Source organism: Kribbella sp. NPDC050459, assembly GCF_040655315.1.
Taxonomy (GTDB): domain Bacteria; phylum Actinomycetota; class Actinomycetes; order Propionibacteriales; family Kribbellaceae; genus Kribbella.
Genome location: NZ_JBFAJQ010000020.1, coordinates 1 through 16,888 on the forward strand (window position 1 = coordinate 1; position 16,888 = coordinate 16,888).

At 69.2% G+C, this 16,888-nt stretch carries 17 protein-coding genes; 13 read left to right on the forward strand and 4 right to left on the reverse strand.

Features of this window, described 5'->3' with window-relative positions; genetic code table 11:
* Positions 1-124: 124 nt before the first annotated feature.
* A complete protein-coding gene (locus AB0I12_RS39685; protein WP_359940691.1) occupies positions 125-1,345 on the reverse strand; it encodes a DUF5667 domain-containing protein in 1,221 nt (406 codons plus the stop codon).
* 106 nt (positions 1,346-1,451) lie between these two features.
* Positions 1,452-2,024, reverse strand: coding sequence for a sigma-70 family RNA polymerase sigma factor (locus AB0I12_RS39690; protein ID WP_238332099.1), 573 nt, complete (start codon positions 2,022-2,024; stop codon positions 1,452-1,454).
* 360 nt (positions 2,025-2,384) lie between these two features.
* On the opposite strand from AB0I12_RS39690, the gene AB0I12_RS39695 reads away from it, so the two are divergent.
* The 7 genes from AB0I12_RS39695 to hemB all read left to right on the forward strand — a co-directional run bounded on the left by AB0I12_RS39695 (position 2,385) and on the right by hemB (position 9,793).
* Positions 2,385-3,830 (forward strand): AMP-binding protein, encoded by a 1,446-nt coding sequence (locus AB0I12_RS39695; RefSeq protein ID WP_359941049.1) that lies wholly within the window; start codon positions 2,385-2,387, stop codon positions 3,828-3,830.
* Positions 3,827-4,063, forward strand: a complete 237-nt coding sequence (locus AB0I12_RS39700) for a glutaredoxin family protein (protein WP_359940695.1) — start codon at positions 3,827-3,829, stop codon at positions 4,061-4,063. Before AB0I12_RS39695 ends, AB0I12_RS39700 begins: the two co-directional genes overlap by 4 nt.
* Positions 4,064-4,161: 98 nt before the next feature.
* Positions 4,162-4,917: a redox-sensing transcriptional repressor Rex gene (locus AB0I12_RS39705; protein ID WP_355694665.1), complete on the forward strand. Its 756-nt coding sequence runs from the start codon at positions 4,162-4,164 to the stop codon at positions 4,915-4,917.
* Entirely contained in the window at positions 4,914-6,191 is a 1,278-nt protein-coding gene (locus AB0I12_RS39710) for a glutamyl-tRNA reductase (protein ID WP_359940698.1), read from the forward strand. Before AB0I12_RS39705 ends, AB0I12_RS39710 begins: the two co-directional genes overlap by 4 nt.
* Positions 6,188-7,069: a hydroxymethylbilane synthase gene (gene hemC / locus AB0I12_RS39715; RefSeq protein WP_359940701.1), complete on the forward strand. Its 882-nt coding sequence runs from the start codon at positions 6,188-6,190 to the stop codon at positions 7,067-7,069. The genes AB0I12_RS39710 and hemC overlap by 4 nt, the downstream gene beginning before the upstream one ends.
* Positions 7,066-8,805, forward strand: a complete 1,740-nt coding sequence (locus AB0I12_RS39720) for a uroporphyrinogen-III synthase (RefSeq protein WP_359940704.1) — start codon at positions 7,066-7,068, stop codon at positions 8,803-8,805. Before hemC ends, AB0I12_RS39720 begins: the two co-directional genes overlap by 4 nt.
* Before the next feature lie 22 nt (positions 8,806-8,827).
* Entirely contained in the window at positions 8,828-9,793 is a 966-nt protein-coding gene (hemB, locus tag AB0I12_RS39725; RefSeq protein ID WP_359940707.1) for a porphobilinogen synthase, read from the forward strand.
* A gap of 13 nt (positions 9,794-9,806) precedes the next feature.
* On the opposite strand, the gene AB0I12_RS39730 is transcribed toward hemB, so the two are convergent.
* Entirely contained in the window at positions 9,807-10,538 is a 732-nt protein-coding gene (locus tag AB0I12_RS39730; RefSeq protein WP_359940710.1) for a GntR family transcriptional regulator, read from the reverse strand.
* A 486-nt stretch (positions 10,539-11,024) separates the two neighbouring features.
* On the opposite strand from AB0I12_RS39730, the gene AB0I12_RS39735 reads away from it, so the two are divergent.
* The 5 genes from AB0I12_RS39735 (at position 11,025) to AB0I12_RS39755 (ending at position 14,761) form a co-directional block, all read left to right on the forward strand.
* Positions 11,025-11,513: a hypothetical protein gene (locus AB0I12_RS39735; RefSeq protein ID WP_359940713.1), complete on the forward strand. Its 489-nt coding sequence runs from the start codon at positions 11,025-11,027 to the stop codon at positions 11,511-11,513.
* 21 nt (positions 11,514-11,534) lie between these two features.
* Entirely contained in the window at positions 11,535-11,957 is a 423-nt protein-coding gene (locus tag AB0I12_RS39740; RefSeq protein WP_359940716.1) for a hypothetical protein, read from the forward strand.
* Positions 11,958-12,164: 207 nt separating this feature from the next.
* Positions 12,165-12,491 carry a CU044_2847 family protein gene (locus tag AB0I12_RS39745; protein WP_359940718.1) on the forward strand — a complete coding sequence of 109 codons (327 nt, stop codon included), beginning with the start codon at positions 12,165-12,167 and terminating at the stop codon, positions 12,489-12,491.
* 4 nt (positions 12,492-12,495) lie between these two features.
* Entirely contained in the window at positions 12,496-14,544 is a 2,049-nt protein-coding gene (locus AB0I12_RS39750; RefSeq protein WP_359940721.1) for a CHAT domain-containing protein, read from the forward strand.
* A gap of 43 nt (positions 14,545-14,587) precedes the next feature.
* A complete protein-coding gene (locus tag AB0I12_RS39755) occupies positions 14,588-14,761 on the forward strand; it encodes a hypothetical protein (protein WP_359940724.1) in 174 nt (57 codons plus the stop codon).
* On the opposite strand, the gene AB0I12_RS39760 is transcribed toward AB0I12_RS39755, so the two are convergent.
* The gene (locus tag AB0I12_RS39760; protein WP_359940727.1) at positions 14,758-15,282 is read right to left on the reverse strand and encodes a dihydrofolate reductase family protein; all 525 of its coding nucleotides are present in this window, start codon (positions 15,280-15,282) and stop codon (positions 14,758-14,760) included. The genes AB0I12_RS39755 and AB0I12_RS39760 overlap by 4 nt on opposite strands.
* Positions 15,283-15,360: 78 nt before the next feature.
* Here AB0I12_RS39760 and AB0I12_RS39765 point away from each other — a divergent pair, with 78 nt between their 5' ends.
* On the forward strand, positions 15,361-16,887 hold the full coding sequence (locus tag AB0I12_RS39765) for a P-loop NTPase fold protein (RefSeq protein WP_359940730.1): 1,527 nt from the start codon (positions 15,361-15,363) through the stop codon (positions 16,885-16,887).
* Position 16,888: the final 1 nt, after the last annotated feature.

A 16,888-nucleotide genomic window follows, 5' to 3' on the forward strand; every position in this document is an offset into this window, starting at 1 on the left:
AAAACGCTCGGCTGGGACACCCCAGCCGAGCGCTTACGTGATCTACTCACCACCTAGAAACCAAGGCGGTGTTGCGACGACCCCTTGAAACCGCCAACTGCCGGGGCCTTTCGGTGTCTGCGACCTACTTCCAGGGTGGGAGCAGGGTCTGGATGATGCCCGGCAGGTTGATCAGCGGTGTCGTCGGGAACGGCCACGGCCAGGACGGCGTGGTCGGCGTCAGTGAAGGCAGCACCGTGGGCGTCGCAATCGGCGAGTTTGACGACGACGGCTGGGGTGGCGTCTTCAGGTTGGTCGGTGGTGCGGTGGACTCGCCCACGATGGTGGTGTTCGGCACCTTCGTCGGCAGGGTGGACGGCTCCTGGGTGCTCGAGCCGACCGGTGCCGGGATCGTCGTCGACGCCTTCGGGCTCGACGACGCCTTGACCGGGTTGCTCGACTCGGCGCCGGTGCCGGGCGTGGTGCGGCCCGGCTTGGTGTTGCTCGTGGTGCCGGTGCCCGGCGCGCCGGCCGGTTTCGGTGACGCGCACTTCGGGCACGCCGCCGAGGTGAGCTGCGTCAGCTGCTCGATCGTGGCCAGCGCCTCGACACCGGACTTCAAGGACTCCGGCGGGAGGTTCGGCGTCGCCGCCACCAAAGCCTGGCGGGCACTGGTGATGAACGAGGTGATCGCGATGATCGAGCTCTCGTCGCCGTTCTGCTGGTACGAGGCGAGCAGTCTGGACACACCCTTGCGGGCCTGTGCCGAGAAGTCGTCCAGGGTCGCGTTGATCGTGCCCACGGACCCGCCGTTGCCGGCCAGCTCGCGGACTTCGGACAGTCGGGTCATCGCGTGCTCGAGATCGCGCCGGCCGCGGGAGTCGTCGCCGACCCCGACATTGGTCGCCACGTTCTCGATGCTGCGCTTCATGCCGTACAACGTGTCGCCGGGCATGGCCTGCTGCGCGGCGGCGGCCGAACCGATGCCACCTCCGAGCAGCACCAGCGCGGCGGTGCTGGCCACCAGGCGGATCCTCCGGCCCTGGCGGCGACGGATAGCTGTCACGGACGCGCCAACGTCCTCGCTCCCCGGCGGCTCGTCCGAGTCGTCCGGTGCGGTGTGCACCGTCAGTGGAGTCGCAGTGGTCGCCGCGCGCGCCGCCGCCTGCTCCAGCAGGCGGTGCCGCAGCTCGGCACTGAACTCCGGTCGCGGTGCAACTGCGCCGGCGGTCCTCAGCCGTCCGACCAGTTCCACAGCTTCCAGTAACTCGGGGTCGTCGCCCAGTCGCGTGGAGTGACGGGGCCCGTGATCGACGGCGTGCGCGAAGGTCTCCGCGCGCGCTCGAGCCCTGTGTAGGTCACTCATGAGTTCTCGTTCTCCTCAATGGCCAGTCGGGGTCACCGACAGGTCCTCACCAGGCAAACGAGGTAACTCCCTGACGGGTTACGAAAGACGTTCGTTGTCATCCGCCTCATCTCAAGTCCTTGGGGATAACCTTCGCCAAGTGCCGTACGGCTCTCAGTTGCAGTTGCTTGACGGCGCCTTCGGATTTCTCCAGCGCCTTGGCCGTCTCGGCGATCGACAGACCGGCGAAGAACCGCATCGTCAGGCAGTCGCGCTGCTCGTCCGGCAGGCCGGCGACCGCGTCCCGGAGTACCTCGGCGGTGGCCGCGGCCAGCACGTCGATCTCCGGACCCTCGGTCTGCCGGTCGTGGGTCTCGATCTCGTCCGTGACCACTTCGAGCCGGACCCGGCCGGACTTGTAGTGGTCGGTGATCAGGTTCCGGGCGATCGTCACCAGCCAGGCGCCGAAGTCCCGGCCCTGCCAGCGGAACGAGTCCAGTGCGCGCAGCGCCCGGACGAAGGTCTCGCTGGTCAGGTCCTCCGCGAGTGCCGACGACGACACCCGCGCGTAGATGTAGCGATAGACGGTGAGCGAGTACTCGTCGTACAGCTCGCCGAAGGCACCGACGTCCCCGGCCTGGGCGCGATCGACGAGCTCCGCACGTCGCATCCCGTCCGGGCTTGGTTCCGGCGTGGTCAAGTGTTCTCCCCGTTCAACTGACACGTCGTTCGACACATCCGCGAATGGCCACAGCGACTGGACAGCACCGAACGTTACTGCTCGGGCACGTACTGTCAACAGGCTGGGGCGTGCCGCCTTCCGTCCGGTCCGATGGTCACGAATGCGCCAGCGGACTGCCTCCATCGACGGAGCAGCCTGCTGTCGGGGGTGTTGCATCGCGCATGAGGTCCCCGCGCGGCCGGGTTTCTGCAGTGTGAGGTTCAGCAGAAGCGCGCCCGCGAAGTCACCTGTATATCGGTGGTTACGCTCCGCTGCAACCATTCTGGGTAAGACGGTCGGTCCCGGGCCGGATCCCCGGCGTGACAGACTCGCCTGGTGATGGTGAATTTCGCGGACATTCTTCGTGACACAGCGCAACGTCACGGCGAGCGTCCCGCGCTGGTCGACGGGGATCGGCGGCTGACCTGGGGCGAGCTCGACCAGGCCGTCGACCGGACCGCGCAGGGCCTCGCCGCGGCCGGCCTGGTGCCCGGGTACCGGGTCCTGCTGTTGGTGGCCAACAGCATCGAGTTCGTCACGTCCTACCTGGGCATTCTCCGCGCCGGGCTGGTCGCCGTGCCGCTGAACACCGGGCTCACCGAGGCTGAGCTGGCGACCGTGGCGGCGCACTCCGGGGCCCGGCTCGCGATCGCCGGACCGGGGCTCGCGGACCGTTTCGTGGGCATCCGGACGGTGGCACCCGACGAGCTCCAGGGTGACGCTCCGTTACTTCCGTCGATCGACCCCGAGACGCTCGCGGTGCTCCTCTACACCTCCGGAACCAGTGGAGATCCGCGCGCGGCGATGCTCACCCACCGGGCACTCGCGGCGAACGTGCGGAACCTCGGCGAGCTCGGCGAGGACCGGATGGGCCCCGACGACGTGGTGCTCGGCGTGCTGCCGATGTTCCACGCGTTCGGTCTGAACGCGGTCCTCGGCTGGGCGGTCGCGACCGGTGCCGCGCTCGTCGTCGAGCAGCGCTTCGACCCCGAGCAGACCCTCGACCTGATCCGCAGGTACGGCGTGACGCGGCTGCCGCTGGCTCCGCCGGCGCTGCACGCTTTGCTGACCCGGACCGATCTGCGCGACGCGCTCGAGACAGTCAAGGTCGTGCTGACCGGCGCGTCCACCCTGGACCGGACGCTCGCGGACCGCTTCGAGCAGGCCAGCGGCCACCATGTCCACCAGGGGTACGGCCTGACCGAGGCGTCCCCGGGGGTCACCACGACGCTGGGCGAGGCAGAGCCGAAGCCGGGCTCGGTCGGTCGCGCTTTGCCGAACGTCGAGATCCGCATCGCCGACGAGCAGGGCGAGGACGTGGAGGGCGACGACCCCGGCGAGATCCTGATCCGCGGCGGCAACCTGTTCTCCGGCTACTGGCCGGACGGCGTGGACGGCCCGGACGCGGAGGGCTGGTACCGGACCGGCGACGTCGGATTCCTGGACGGCGACGGCGACCTGTTCCTGGTGGACCGGTTGCGCGAGCTGATCATCGTGTCCGGGTTCAACGTCTTCCCCAGCGAGGTGGAGGACGTGCTGGTCGCGGCTCCGGGGGTCCGGGAGGCCGCGGTCATCGGCGTACCGTCCGAGGAGACCGGCGAGGCGGTGAAGGCGTTCGTGGTGCCGTTGCCGGACGCATCGGTCGACGTCGCAGCGGTCCGCGAGTACGCCGGGAGCCGGCTGGCGCGGTTCAAGTGCCCGGTCGAGATCGAGGTGGTGGAGAACCTGCCGCACTCGGTCACCGGCAAGGTCGCGAAGGGCCGGCTGCGGGGGGCGGAGCGATGAGCCGGGTGGTGATGTACGGAAAGCCGGGCTGTCATCTGTGCGACGACGCCCGGGAGATCATCCGGGCCGTCTGCGCCGAGACCGGTGTGGAGTGGAGCGAGGTCGACATCACCCAGGACGACCGTCTGTTCACGCAGTACGGCGAACAGATCCCGGTCACCTTCGTCGACGGCAAGCAGCACGACTTCTGGCGGGTAGACCCCGCCCGACTACGCAACGCCCTGATGAGCTAGCTCACTTCCACCGATTTTGTTCTCACGTTCACAAGCTCCTAGAGTAAGAGAGCCGCCGGCCGTCAGACCGCGGTGAACCAACCGCTCCCAGGAGAATTGTGACGCGTGCCAGCAGCCGTCGCCCCGGCCCGCCGACGAGAACCGAACGCGGCATCCCCGAGGCGACTGTCGCGCGCTTGCCGGTCTACCTGCGGGCCCTGACCGCGCTCTCGGACAGTGGCATCGCGACCGCGTCGAGCGAGGACCTGGCGACTGCCGCCGGCGTCAACTCGGCCAAGCTCCGCAAGGACCTGTCCTACCTGGGCTCCTACGGCACCCGCGGCGTCGGCTACGACGTGGAGTACCTGCGGTACCAGATCGCCCGCGAGATCGGCGTCACCCAGGACTGGGCCGTGGTCATCGTCGGGATCGGAAACCTGGGTCACGCGCTGGCCAACTACTCCGGCTTCGGCACCCGCGGCTTCCGGATCGTCGCCCTGCTCGACGCCGACCCGAACCTGGTCGGCGAGCGGATCGGCGACATGGAGGTCCGCGACTTCGCCCAGCTCGAGGAGATCGTCGAGGCCGACCGGGTCTCGATCGGGGTGATCACCACGCCCGCCGGTCCGGCGCAGGAGGTGTGCGACCGGCTGGTCGCCGCCGGCGTCACCAGCATCCTGAACTTCGCGCCGGTCGTGCTGTCCGTGCCCGACGGCGTCGACATCCGCAAGGTGGACCTCTCGATCGAGCTCCAGATCCTGGCGTACCACGAACAACGAAAGTCCGGAGAGGCGGCGCTCCCCCAGGTGCCCGAACTACCAGCGATGAACGGTCTGACGGATCTCCCGAGCGTCGGGGGAGGTGTCGGGGCATGAGCTACCTGGTGGTCGGCATCAGTCATCGTTCCGCTGCCATCGACGTGCTGGAGCGGGTCGCCCTCGACGCCGAGGCGGCCACCAAGCTCGCCCTCGCGGTCGGCAGTTCCACGTCCGTCGCGGAGTCGGCGGTGCTTGCCACCTGCAACCGCACCGAGGTGTACGCGACGGTCGACCGGTTCCACGCCGGGATGGACGAGGTCACCGCGATCCTGTCCGACATCACCGGCGTACCGCTGCTGGACCTGGCCGAGCACCTCTACGTGCACTTCGAGGAAGGCGCCGTCGCGCACCTGTTCCAGGTCGCGGTCGGGCTGGACTCGATGGTCGTCGGCGAGAGCCAGATCCTCGGCCAGGTGAAGGAGACGCTGCGCGTCGGCCAGGACCTGGAGACCGTCAGCACCGACCTGAACGCCCTGTTCCAGCACGCGTTGCGGGTCGGCAAGCGGGCCCGCACCGAGACCGGGATCGACGCGGCCGGCCGCTCGGTGGTCTCGGCCGGCCTGGACGCGGTCGGCGGCTTCGAGGGCCGCCGGGCGCTGATCGTCGGCGCCGGCTCGATGGCCTCCCTCGCCGCGCAGACCCTGGCGAACGGCGGCGCCCGCAGCGTGACCGTTGCCAACCGCAATTACGACCGCGCGGTCGCGCTCGCGGACCGGATCGGCGGTACGGCGGTCCGCCTGGCCGATGTACCGGCCGCGCTGCACGACGCCGACCTGGTCGTGTCCTGCACCGGCGCGCGCGGCGTCGTCCTGACCGAGGAGATGATCCGCTCCGCCGCGGACGGCCGGCCGCTCGGCGTGCTGGACGTCGCGCTGCCGCGGGACGTCGCCCCTGAGGCGGCCCGGATCCCGGGCGTCACCCTGATCACCCTGGCCGACCTGATCGGTACGGCGGGCGGCAGCCAGGCCGACATCGACGAAGTCCGCCGGATCGTCGGCGAGGAGACCGGTGCGTTCGAGGCGACCCGCCGGGCCGCCTCGGTGGCGCCGACCGTGGTCGCGCTGCGGGCGATGGCGAGTTCGCTGGTCGACGCCGAGCTGGCCCGCCTCGAGCGGCGGCTGCCCGGCCTCGACGAGCACGAGCGGCACGAGGTCGAGCGGACCATCCGCCGCGTCGTCGACAAGGTGCTGCACAACCCGACCGTCCGGGTGAAGGAGCTCGGCGGCGATCCGGGCGGACCGACGTACGCCGACGCGCTGCGGCAGCTGTTCGCGCTCGACCAGGCGACTGTGGAAGCCGTCACCACGCCGAAGGGGAGTGAGCAGGCATGATCCGCCTCGGTACCCGCCGCTCCAAGCTGGCGACCGCGCAGTCGACCATCGTCGCCGACCAGCTGCGGGCCCTCGGCCACGAGGTCGAGCTCGTGCTGATCACGACCACCGGCGACGTCAACCGCGCACCGGTCGAGCAGATCGGCGGCACCGGCATCTTCGTCAGCGCCTTGCGGGACGCCTTGCTGGCGCACGAGATCGACATCGCGGTGCACTCCTTGAAGGACCTGCCGACCCAGCCGGTCGACGGCCTGACGCTCGGCGCGATCCCGGTCCGCGAGGACCCGCGCGACGTCCTCGTCGCCCGCGACGGCCTGACCCTCGGCGAGCTGCCGCACGGCGCCCTGATCGGCACCGGCGCGGCCCGCCGGGTCGCCCAGATCGACGCGCTCGGCCTCGGGGTCGAGTGCACCGGGATCCGCGGCAACGTGGACACCCGGATCGGGCTGGTCACCGACGGCAAGCTGGACGCGGTGGTGATCGCGCGGGCGGGGCTGGCCCGGCTGGGACGGCTCGGCGAGGTGACCGAGACGCTGGACCCGATCCAGGTGCTGCCCGCCCCGGGGCAGGGCGCGCTGGCGATCGAGTGCCGCGCGGGCGACACCGGCGTACTGGCTGCGCTGGCTCCGCTGGAGGACCCGGCCACCCGCGCGGCGGTGACGGCCGAACGGCAGCTGCTGGCCACTCTCGAGGCAGGGTGCACGGCTCCGGTCGGCGCGCTCGCCGAGGTGGTCGAGGGTGAGGACGGCCCCGAGTTGTGGCTGCGGGGCGCGCTCGGCCAGGACGACGGCGTACGGCGGCTCAGCGCCAACGGGCCGGTGGACGACCCGGCGTCTCTCGGCAAGGCGCTGGCGAACGAGTTGCTGGAGCGAACATGACACCGGCACAGGGCACGAGTACTGCGGCCCATCAGGCGGCCAAGAAGACGGCCCACAGGACGAGCAGGAAAACGACGAGGGCGAAGGCAGACGTGAGCGCGAAGACAGCCGCCACCGCGGCACCGCAGAAGGCCGCGACCAGTACCGTCAAGCAGACCAAACCGCTCGGCCACGTGACATTCGTCGGCGTCGGTCCCGGTGACCCGGCACTGCTGACGCTGGCCGGCCGCGACGTGCTCGCGAACGCCGACGCGGTCGTCGTCGAGGGCCCCGAGCACGACGCGTTCCTGAGCTACTGCAGGGCGGGCGTCGAGGTCGTGGACGGCTCCGGCGCCGAGGGCAGCCGCGCGCTGCGCGTCGCCGCCCGGGCCCGGCTGGTCGTGAAGACCGCCAAGTCCGCGGCGAACGTCGTCCGGCTGCTGAGCGGCGACCCGTTCACCTTCTCCAGCGGCGCCGAGGAGGCGGCCGCCTGCAAGAAGGCGGGCATCGCCTTCAACGTCGTCCCGGGTGTCAGCGAGGTGAGCGCGGTCCCGACGTACGCCGGGATCCCGCTGACCATGAAGGGCGACCGCGAGGTCACCGTCGTCGACCTCGCCGAGAACAAGCTCGACCTGACCCGCCTGCAGCCGAAGCAGACGCTCGTCCTGCTGAACGCGATGGACGTCCTGAAGGAGACCGTCGGCGCGCTGGTCGAGGCCGGCTTCGACGCTGCCACGCCGGTCGCCCTGACCGTCGGCGGTACGACGACGTCGCAGACCAGCGTGGTCGGAACGCTCGAGACCATCGTCGCCGACCTGCGCGCGGCGAAGGTGACCGGCGAGGCCGTGGTGGTGGTCGGCGCGGTCGTCGAGCAGCGCGAGGCGCTGTCGTGGTTCGAGACCAAGCCGCTGTTCGGCTGGCGGATCCTGGTGCCGCGCACCAAGGACCAGGCCGGTCCGCTGATGGACCGCCTGCGCCGGTACGGCGCGATGCCGGAAGAGGTCCCGACGATCTCGGTCGAGCCGCCGCGCAACCCGCAGCAGATGGACAAGGCGATCCGCGGCCTGGTCGAGGGACGCTACGAATGGGTCGCGTTCACGTCGGTCAACGCGGTCAAGGCGGTCCGGGAGAAGTTCGACGAGTACGGGCTGGACGCGCGGGCGTTCTCCGGGCTGAAGATCGCGGCGGTCGGCGACAAGACCGCCGAGGCGATCGGTGCCTGGGGCATCCGTCCGGACCTGGTCCCGTCCGGTGAGCAGTCGGCCGCCGGGCTGGTCGAGGACTGGCCGCCGTTCGACGAGGTGCTGGACCCGATCAACCGGGTCTTCCTGCCGCGCGCCGACATCGCCACCGAGACCCTGGTCGCGGGCCTGACCGATCTCGGCTGGGAGGTCGACGACGTCACGGCGTACCGGACCGTGCGGGCCGCCCCGCCGCCCGCGCCGACCCGTGAGGCGATCAAGTCCGGCAAGTTCGACGCGGTCGTGTTCACCTCGTCCTCGACGGTGCGCAACCTGGTGGGCATCGCCGGCAAGCCGCACGCGTCGACGGTGATCGCAGTGATCGGCCCGGCGACGCTGAAGACCGCCGAGGAGCACGGCCTGCGGGTCGACGCGATGGCCGAGACGCCGTCCGTCGAGGAGCTAGCCGACGCTCTCGCCCGGTTCGGCGCCGACCGGCGTGACACCATGGTGGAGGCCGGGGAGCCGGTCACCCGTCCGTCCGAGCGTCGCCCGGGTTCTCGTAGGAAGAGCTGATTCTGTGCCTGGTTTCCCGGAAGTGAGGCCCCGGCGGCTCCGGTCGTCGGCGGCGGTGCGCAGGCTGGTCGCGGAGACCACGCTCGAACCGCGGCAGCTGATCCTGCCGATGTTCGTCCGGGAAGACGCCCGCGAGCCGATCGCGATCAGCTCGATGCCGGGCGTCGTGCAGCACACCCGGGACACCGCCCGCAAGGCGATCGCGGAGGCGGCGCAACTCGGCCTCGGCGGCGTGATGCTGTTCGGCGTACCGTCCTCGAAGGACCCTGTCGGCTCCGGTGCACTTGATCCCGACGGGATCCTCAACGTCGCGATCCGCGACGCGGTGTCCGAGGTCGGCGACGCACTGCTGATCATGTCCGACCTCTGCCTGGACGAGTTCACGTCACACGGACACTGCGGCGTCCTCGACTCCGCAGGACGCGTGGACAACGACGCAACCCTGAAGATCTACGCCGAGATGGGCGTCGCACAGGCCTCCGCCGGCGCGCACGTCGTGGGCACGTCCGGCTGTATGGACGGTCAGGTCGGCGTTGTGCGGTCGGCGCTCGACGCGGCCGGGCACCTGGACACGATCATCCTGGCGTACGCCGTCAAGTACGCCTCTGCCTTCTACGGCCCGTTCCGCGAGGCGGTCGACTCTTCGCTGACCGGCGATCGGAAGACGTACCAGCAGGACAATGCGAACGCCCGTGAGGCAATCCGCGAGGTCGACCTGGACCTTGCCGAAGGTGCCGACATCGTCATGGTGAAGCCGGCCCTCGCCTATCTGGACATCATCCGCCAGGTCCGCGACCACGTGAACGTGCCTGTTGCCGCCTACAACATCTCCGGCGAGTACGCGATGGTCGAGGCCGCCGCCGCCAACGGCTGGATCGACCGCGACCGGGCGATCCTGGAAACCCTGACAAGCATCCACCGTGCCGGCGCCGACATCATCCTCACCTACTGGGCCGCAGAGGCTGTCCACCTCCTCGGCGGTCGCTGAGACGAGCCGGCTCTCACAGGTCAATGGAATGCTGGATGCTGACCCGCGTGGCGTCGGCGACCGTTTCCAGGAACTCGATCGGCGCGCCCCCTGCGTAGTAGGAGATGCGCTCGACCGCAAGCGCGGGTGCCCCCTTCGGCAGTTGCAGGGCCTTACGTTCGGCATCCGCGGCGGGCCGTGACCGGACGGTCTCGACGGCACGCGTGACCCTGTGGCCGATTTCGCGGAGTACGGCGTACGTGCCCTCCGGCATCATGACCGGCCCGGCCAACCGGGTGCCATCGGCGATTCTGGCGGGGATCCACGAGACTGACAGTGCCGCGGGCTGGCCGTCGGCGGACATCAGTCGGTCGCGCCGGATCATCTCCTCGCTGAAGACCTCAGCGACATACTCCGGCAGGTCGGTCACTCGCACCACTCGAAGCAACTTCACGGTCGGGGACATACCGGCATTGGCTACGGCGACCGACCACGGTCCGCCGGCCTTGGCGCCACGGGCAGCAGCGGAGTGGCGACTGGTGTGCAGCAGGATCGGGCGCGAGTCACGGGTGACGGTCCCATGACCCCTGACGCGTGTGACGAAGCCCTGACTGGCCAGGTGCTGCAGCGCTTGGGCGACGGTCATCTTGGCGACGCCGTACGACTCGGCCAGGTCAGCTTCCGCTGGCATAGGACTGCCCGGAGGTAGCGATTGGAGATCGGCGTGAATCGTCTCCGCAAGCTGTTGCCATCGCGCTTGGGCCATCTTACCTCCGTAAACCTAGGTTTGCGTTGACAGCCCGAGAGTGCTCGGGCACACTCGGAACTACCAGTGCAACCCTAGGCTTTCACAAGCCGCAGCCCAAGGTTTGGAGGGGACCGCGCCGGAGTCGACGCTGCTCGAAAACCGACCCGCGGACAGCCTGCGGAGCACCCGTGTCCAGGTCTGGTTCGGATCGCACATCGTCTGCAACAACCGTGCACGGGCGCGGCGGCCGGACCATCATCGACTGGACCGACAGAGTACCGACCGACTGCGCGACCGACTCCGAGATCGAAATCATCGACGGCGCGATCTGGCTGCACTAGTTGGCCGCTGAAGCCGCGTCCGGTCCGCCCTTCCACCGACACCGCCGCGCCGCGGACCTCGTCCGCCGGTGAGCCGGTTTGTTCTCGAGGCCGCACCCGCTCTACGTCCCGCACGCCTACCGGGTGCGGCCGCCGCCCACGTGCCAGATCGGAGTACAAGCCGATGTCCTCAGTACAGGAACGTAAGAACAAGCTCACCAAGAGATTCACCCGGGCCCGGAAGCCTGCGAATGCTCTGGTGCTCGTCGCATTGCTTGTACCGACAGCCAAGGCTTGCGCTGCCGACAACCCGCCGCCTGGTTCCGGCTCGCACACTGTGCATTCCTGCTCGCCGAACTACACCGACGAGAACAAGCTCGGACGGCTATCCATCCAGCAGAAGGGCCCGGCGACGTCCATCCAATGGGGCACATACCCAAGGCTTCCGGCCGATCGCTACATCGTGAGCATCTACGTCGGTGCCAAGAAAGTCGACGGCAAGAAACAGAGCTATCCGCCGCACGGATCACTGCCGGCCCGGACGTGGGACAAATCCAAGAATCGCTACGTGCCGACGTACAAGTCCGGTCAGATCTTCAAAATCACCGGCACGTCTTACGACACCAAAGGGACGGTCGTGCAGAAGTTCTATATCAGGTGCAAACTTGTCTGACCGACGACCTGGGAGCTGTTGATGGGCACCTCGACCGAGAACGGCACGAACGCGGCGAAGGAGTTCGTTGCCGAGCGGCTGAACGCCGACTTCGCAGGCACTGGGCTGCAACAGGTCGAGATCCGTGAGGTGGCTGCCTGGACGGGGACGCCCGGCGATGATCTCATCCTGATCGCCGGTGGACACGAGTTTCCGCTAGAGCTCGGACAGGGCGGAGCAGAGCAGGCATGTGCCTACGCTGCGTACCAATTGCAGTCCGACGCGATGGGCGAACTGAACCGCCCTTGGCCCGAGGTGATCACCTCAACCGGTGAGTCCGCGGGTGTCCTCATCGCACCGTCCGAGACCGCAGGCGTCGCGATCTGGGAGCTTTCCGGCAGGCCGTTCTGTGCCATCGGACACCTGCACAGAGCCGTCGAAGCTGCCGGGCTGCGGATCAAATAACCGTCCCTTCTTCGTTGTCGCGTCTTCCCGCCATCTCTTTGCCGGTCAGGGCCGGCACTCGCGCTCCTGGACATCCGGTTGGTCCGCGACCACAACCGGCGCCGACAGGATCCTCTCCGACTGGCGCGCCCTGGCCGTTTGCCTCCTGAACACCGGGAGTTTCGCGTCGCGCTCACCCGTGCCATCGTGGATGTGGGGGTGGGATTGATGAGGCGGCTTGTGGAGTTTCCGCTGGACCAGGGTGGGACGGTCCTGGTCGAGGTGGACGAGGGCGGGCCGGTGATGCGCGGGATCGCGAAGGATCGGGCGGCGCTGGTCGAGGAGGCGAACCGGACCTTCGAGGCCGCGACGTCGGTGGTGGCGCCGGCTGCGCGGAGTTTGATTGCCCGGCTGCGGGGGATGGACGACGCGCCGGACGAGGTCGGTATCGAGTTCGGGTTGCAGCTCAGCGCACAGACCGGGGCGTTCATCGCGTCGGCCGCGGCGCAGGCCAACTTCAAGATCACCGTGACCTGGCGGAGCCGCGAGGGCTGAGGTCGTGCAAGCGCTGCTGAACTTCGACCTGGCGATCGAGGCCCGGGCGGACGGATACCGCGCCAGGGTGATGGCCTCACCGGCCGGTGAGGCGGAAGGCAGCTTCGAGCTTCCGTTCTCGGAGAAGGATCTGCAGATCCTGGTCCTGAAGGTCATCGGATCGGTCGGACGGAGGCGTCGCAAGCTCCGGCGCTTCGAGTCGGTGGAACGCCGGATGCTGGAGGACTTCGGCGGTCAGCTGTTCCAGGCTGTGTTCGCGGGCAGCGTGCGCAGCTGTCTGGAGCGCAGCCTCGCGGCCGCTGAAGGTGAAGATGCCGGGCTGCGCATCCGTCTGCGGTTGGCGCCGTCGCTGGAGAACGTCCCGTGGGAGTACCTCTACGACCGGGACTACGGGTTCCTGTGCTTGTCCCCGGAGACGCCGCTGGTGCGGTACGTCGAGATCCCGCGGCCGGTGCGGCCCTTCCCGGTCCGTCCGCCGTTGCGGATCCTGGCGATGATCGCCGCGCCCACCGACGTACAGGCACTCCAGAACGAGGAGGAGTGGAACAAGCTCAACGGTTCGCTCGGTGAGCTGATCGAGCGGGGGATGGTTCAGCTCGACCGGTTGCCGGTCGGGTCGCTCGCGGCATTGCAGCGTCCGTTGCGGCAGCGGGAGTACCACGTGCTGCACTTCGTCGGGCATGGGCTGTACGACGAGGACGCCGAGGACGGGGCGCTCGTACTCGAGGACGAGAGCGGGCAGGGGCGGCTGGTGACGGGCCGCGATCTCGGCACGATGCTTCGTGGTCATCGGTCGCTGCGTCTGGTTGTGCTGAATGCTTGTGAGGGTGCGCGGAGTGCGGTCGATGATCCGTTCGGTGGGGTGGCGCAGGCGTTGGTGCGGCAGGGGGTGCCGGCGGTGATCGCCATGCAGTTCGAGATCTCTGATCCGGTCGCTGTGGTTTTCAGTCAGTCGTTCTATCAGGCGCTCGCGGATCTGCTGCCTGCCGATGAGGCGATGGTCGAGGCACGGCGGGCGATCTTTGCCGCCGACAACGAAGTCGAATGGGCGACGCCGGTGATCTACCTTCGCGCACCCGACGGCCGGATCTTCGCCGAGGTCCCGGTCGACGAAGAGAAAGAACAACGCGAACGCGAGGAGACCGAGCGGCGGGAGCGGGAGTCGGCTGAACGCCGGGAGCGGGAAGCGGCGGAACGGCTGGCGCGGGAAGAAGAGGAGCGTCGGCGGGAGGAGGCTGAGCGGCGACAGCGGGAGGAAGAGGAGCGGCGGGAGCGGGATCGGCGGGTGGGGGAGTGGAACGAGGTGGCGGCGGGGGCGTTGCGGGAGGGGCGGTGGGACGACGCGGTTAGGGTGCTGGAGCAGCTGGTGAATGCGGGCCAGAACGATCCGGCGACCATGCAACGTCTGCGGTCTGCGCAGGCTCAGCAGCAGCGTGCCGGGCTGGTTGCCGAGGCTCGCCGGTTGTACTCGGCGGGTCAGTGGGCGGATGTGCTCACGGTGGCCGAGCAGCTGGATCGGCTCGGCGCCACGGACAAGGAAACAGCCCGCCTGACCGCGTCCGCGAAATCCAAGCTCGAAACCGCCGCTCGCAAACAAGCCCGCGAACAAGCGCGGGCCGCGGGCCGTCCACTGGTCGCCGACATGCGCGACCGTCTGTTCGCCCGGCTCGTCGACCTAGGCATCTATCTGATCCCGTTCCTGCTTCTGACCCCGCGGTACGCGCCGGAATCCGGCGAACAGATCAGCACAGGCGACACGCTGCGTCTCGGAGGCATCATCCTGGCCATCGCGACCTACGAGGTCGTACTCACCGCCATCTGGGGCAGAACCCTGGGAAAGCGCCTCCTGCGACTGCAAGTGGTTCGCAGCGACGACCGCGGCCCGGTCGGCTGGAGCGAATCGTTGCTGCGCTGGTTCATCCAGCTCCTCGCCTGGGCAACCTGCACCTTCGTGCTTCTCTACCTGACCCCGTACTGGGACAAGTCCGGCCGCCGCCAGGGCCTGCACGATCGCGTCGCAGGCACCCTCGTCGTCAAACTCCCACCACGCTGACGATGAATCTGGTGCGGACCGACGACAGGGCAGGACCGTCGAGTTGACGGTGTTCAGCCGTCCGCTGCCGGGTCTCGCCACGCTGTTCGCGGCGCTCCCGCCGCGGGTTTCCGCCCGGCGTCGAGGGCCGCTCGTCGGCGGGCTGGTGGCGGGCGTGGCGCGGCCGCTCGCTTTCGCCTTCCGTACGGCGGATCGGCTCGCGCCGCGCTTTCTCTAGCGCACGACGGTGTAGTCGGACTGGGTGAAGCCGGCCTTCAGGGTCCGGGTGGCGTTGTGGTTGAGGGGGATGTCGGCCGGGACGGGGCCGAAGAGCGGGATGCCGGCGCCCAGGAGGACGGGGGCTGTGGTGATGGTGAGCTCGTTCAGGAGGCCGGCCGCGAGAAAGGTCTGGATGGTGGCCGCGCCGTCGGCGTAGATGCGTTGGGCGCCGCGGTCGTCGAGTGTCTCGACCAGGGCGTCCAGGGTGCGGTGGACGAGGATGCGGTCGTCGGTGTCCGGGTCGAGCGTGGTGCTCAGCACCTCGACCTGCTTGCCTTCGTACGGCCAGCTGTCGAAGGTGCAGGCCAGCTGGTACGTGTTCCGTCCGACGACGACGGTGTCCACCGACGCCAGGAACTCGTCGTACCCGGTCTCGCCGGCGTGCTCGGCCCGGCTGGTGAGCCAGTCGATGGAACCGTCGGTACGCGCGATGTACCCGTCGAGGCTGGTGGCGATGAACGCGGCCGCATGGAAACTCACAGACCCATTTTTCCACGCGGGCGCGAGCCGTTCCCTCGCCGGTGGCCGGTCGGCACAATGGCAACCGGGGAGGAGACGGTGGCGGCTGAGTTGTTGCCGATCGTGGCTGACACGCCGAGCGAGCAGCCCACGATGGGGTTCCAGGCGTACGCGGAGGCGATCGCGGCCGCGATCCGGGGCGGGTCGCCGCCGCAGTTCACCGTGGGCATCTACGGGTCCTGGGGCAGCGGGAAGTCGTCGCTGCTGAACGCGATCCGGGCCGAGCTCGCGAAGGACGCCGGTGTGCTGACGGTGCCGTTCGACGCCTGGCGGTACGAGCGGGCCGAGCACATCGTCGTACCGATGCTCAACGCGATCTACAGCGCCAGCCCGGGGCTCAACGACCCGAAGCTGACCGAGAAGGTCCGGTCGGCGCTGGCGTCGGTGGTCCGCAGCGTGACGATCAGCCTCGGCCCGGTGAAGGTCGACCCCGGCGCGGCGTTCGCCCCGGCGGCGCCCGACGCGGGGTACGCCGCGGCGCTCGACTCGGCCTACGTCCGGCCGTACCAGGACCTGAGGGCGATCGCCGGCGCGCTCGGGAAGCGCCGGATCGTGGTGCTCGTCGACGATCTGGACCGGTGCTCGCCGGCCAAGGTGGTGTCGTTGCTGGAGGCGATCAACCTGGTGCTGGACGTGCCGGGGTTCGTGTTCGTCCTGGCCCTCGACTACGACGTCCTGGTCCGCGCGGTTGCCGCGAAGTACCCGTACGCGTCGGGGCACGTGTTCATCGAGAAGATGGTGCAGGTCCCGTTCCGGGTGCCGCGGCTGGACATCCAGGCCGGCGTCTTCCTGAACGAGCTGGTGCCGGGGTGGAGCCCGCCGAAGGGTTCGCTGCCCGACGACTTCGGCGCTATCGCGTACGACGTCGCCACGCTGGGGCTCGCGGTGAACCCGCGGCAGGTCAAGCGCTTCATCAACTCGTTCCTGCTGCTGCTCCGGATCGCCGGCGTCCGCGCCATCTCGGCGAACCCGCGGCTGATCGCCGGGCTCGTCGGACTGCAGTTGCGCTGGCCGGCGGAGTATCAGGACCTGACCGACGCGGTGTACGCCGAGGACGACGACCCGCTGTCCGCACTGCAGTCGACCGACCAGCCCGATCTGGTCAGGTACGCGAAGGCGTTCTTCGATCCGGCGCCGCGCGTGGAGGAGCTGCGGGCGGTGCTGCACCTGACTGAATCGGTGGCGCAGCCCGAGTCCGCCAGCGGTTTCCAGACCGGTGAGTACGACGTCTCGCACGTCAGTGCCCAGGATCTCCGTGACATGGCGGCCAGGGAGATCCGGGCGTCCCTGCTCGAGAAGGGCTTCACCGAGTCCGCGCGCGCCGCCGGAGTGTATTTGCACGAGAACCTGCCGTACCACCGCGTGCGGATCGGCAAGACCGTCGTCCGGTTCGAGGTCAAGGACGTGACCGGCAGGTGGTCGCTCGGCCTGTCCTTGTGGCTGACGAAGGCCATGCCCGAAGCAGTCGACCTGATCGGCAACTTCGCGGTCCTGCGGCGGCGGACGAACAAGGGCGCGCGCAGGATCCGCGAGCTGCCCCCGGAGGCCGAGCGCGACTTCGGCTGAC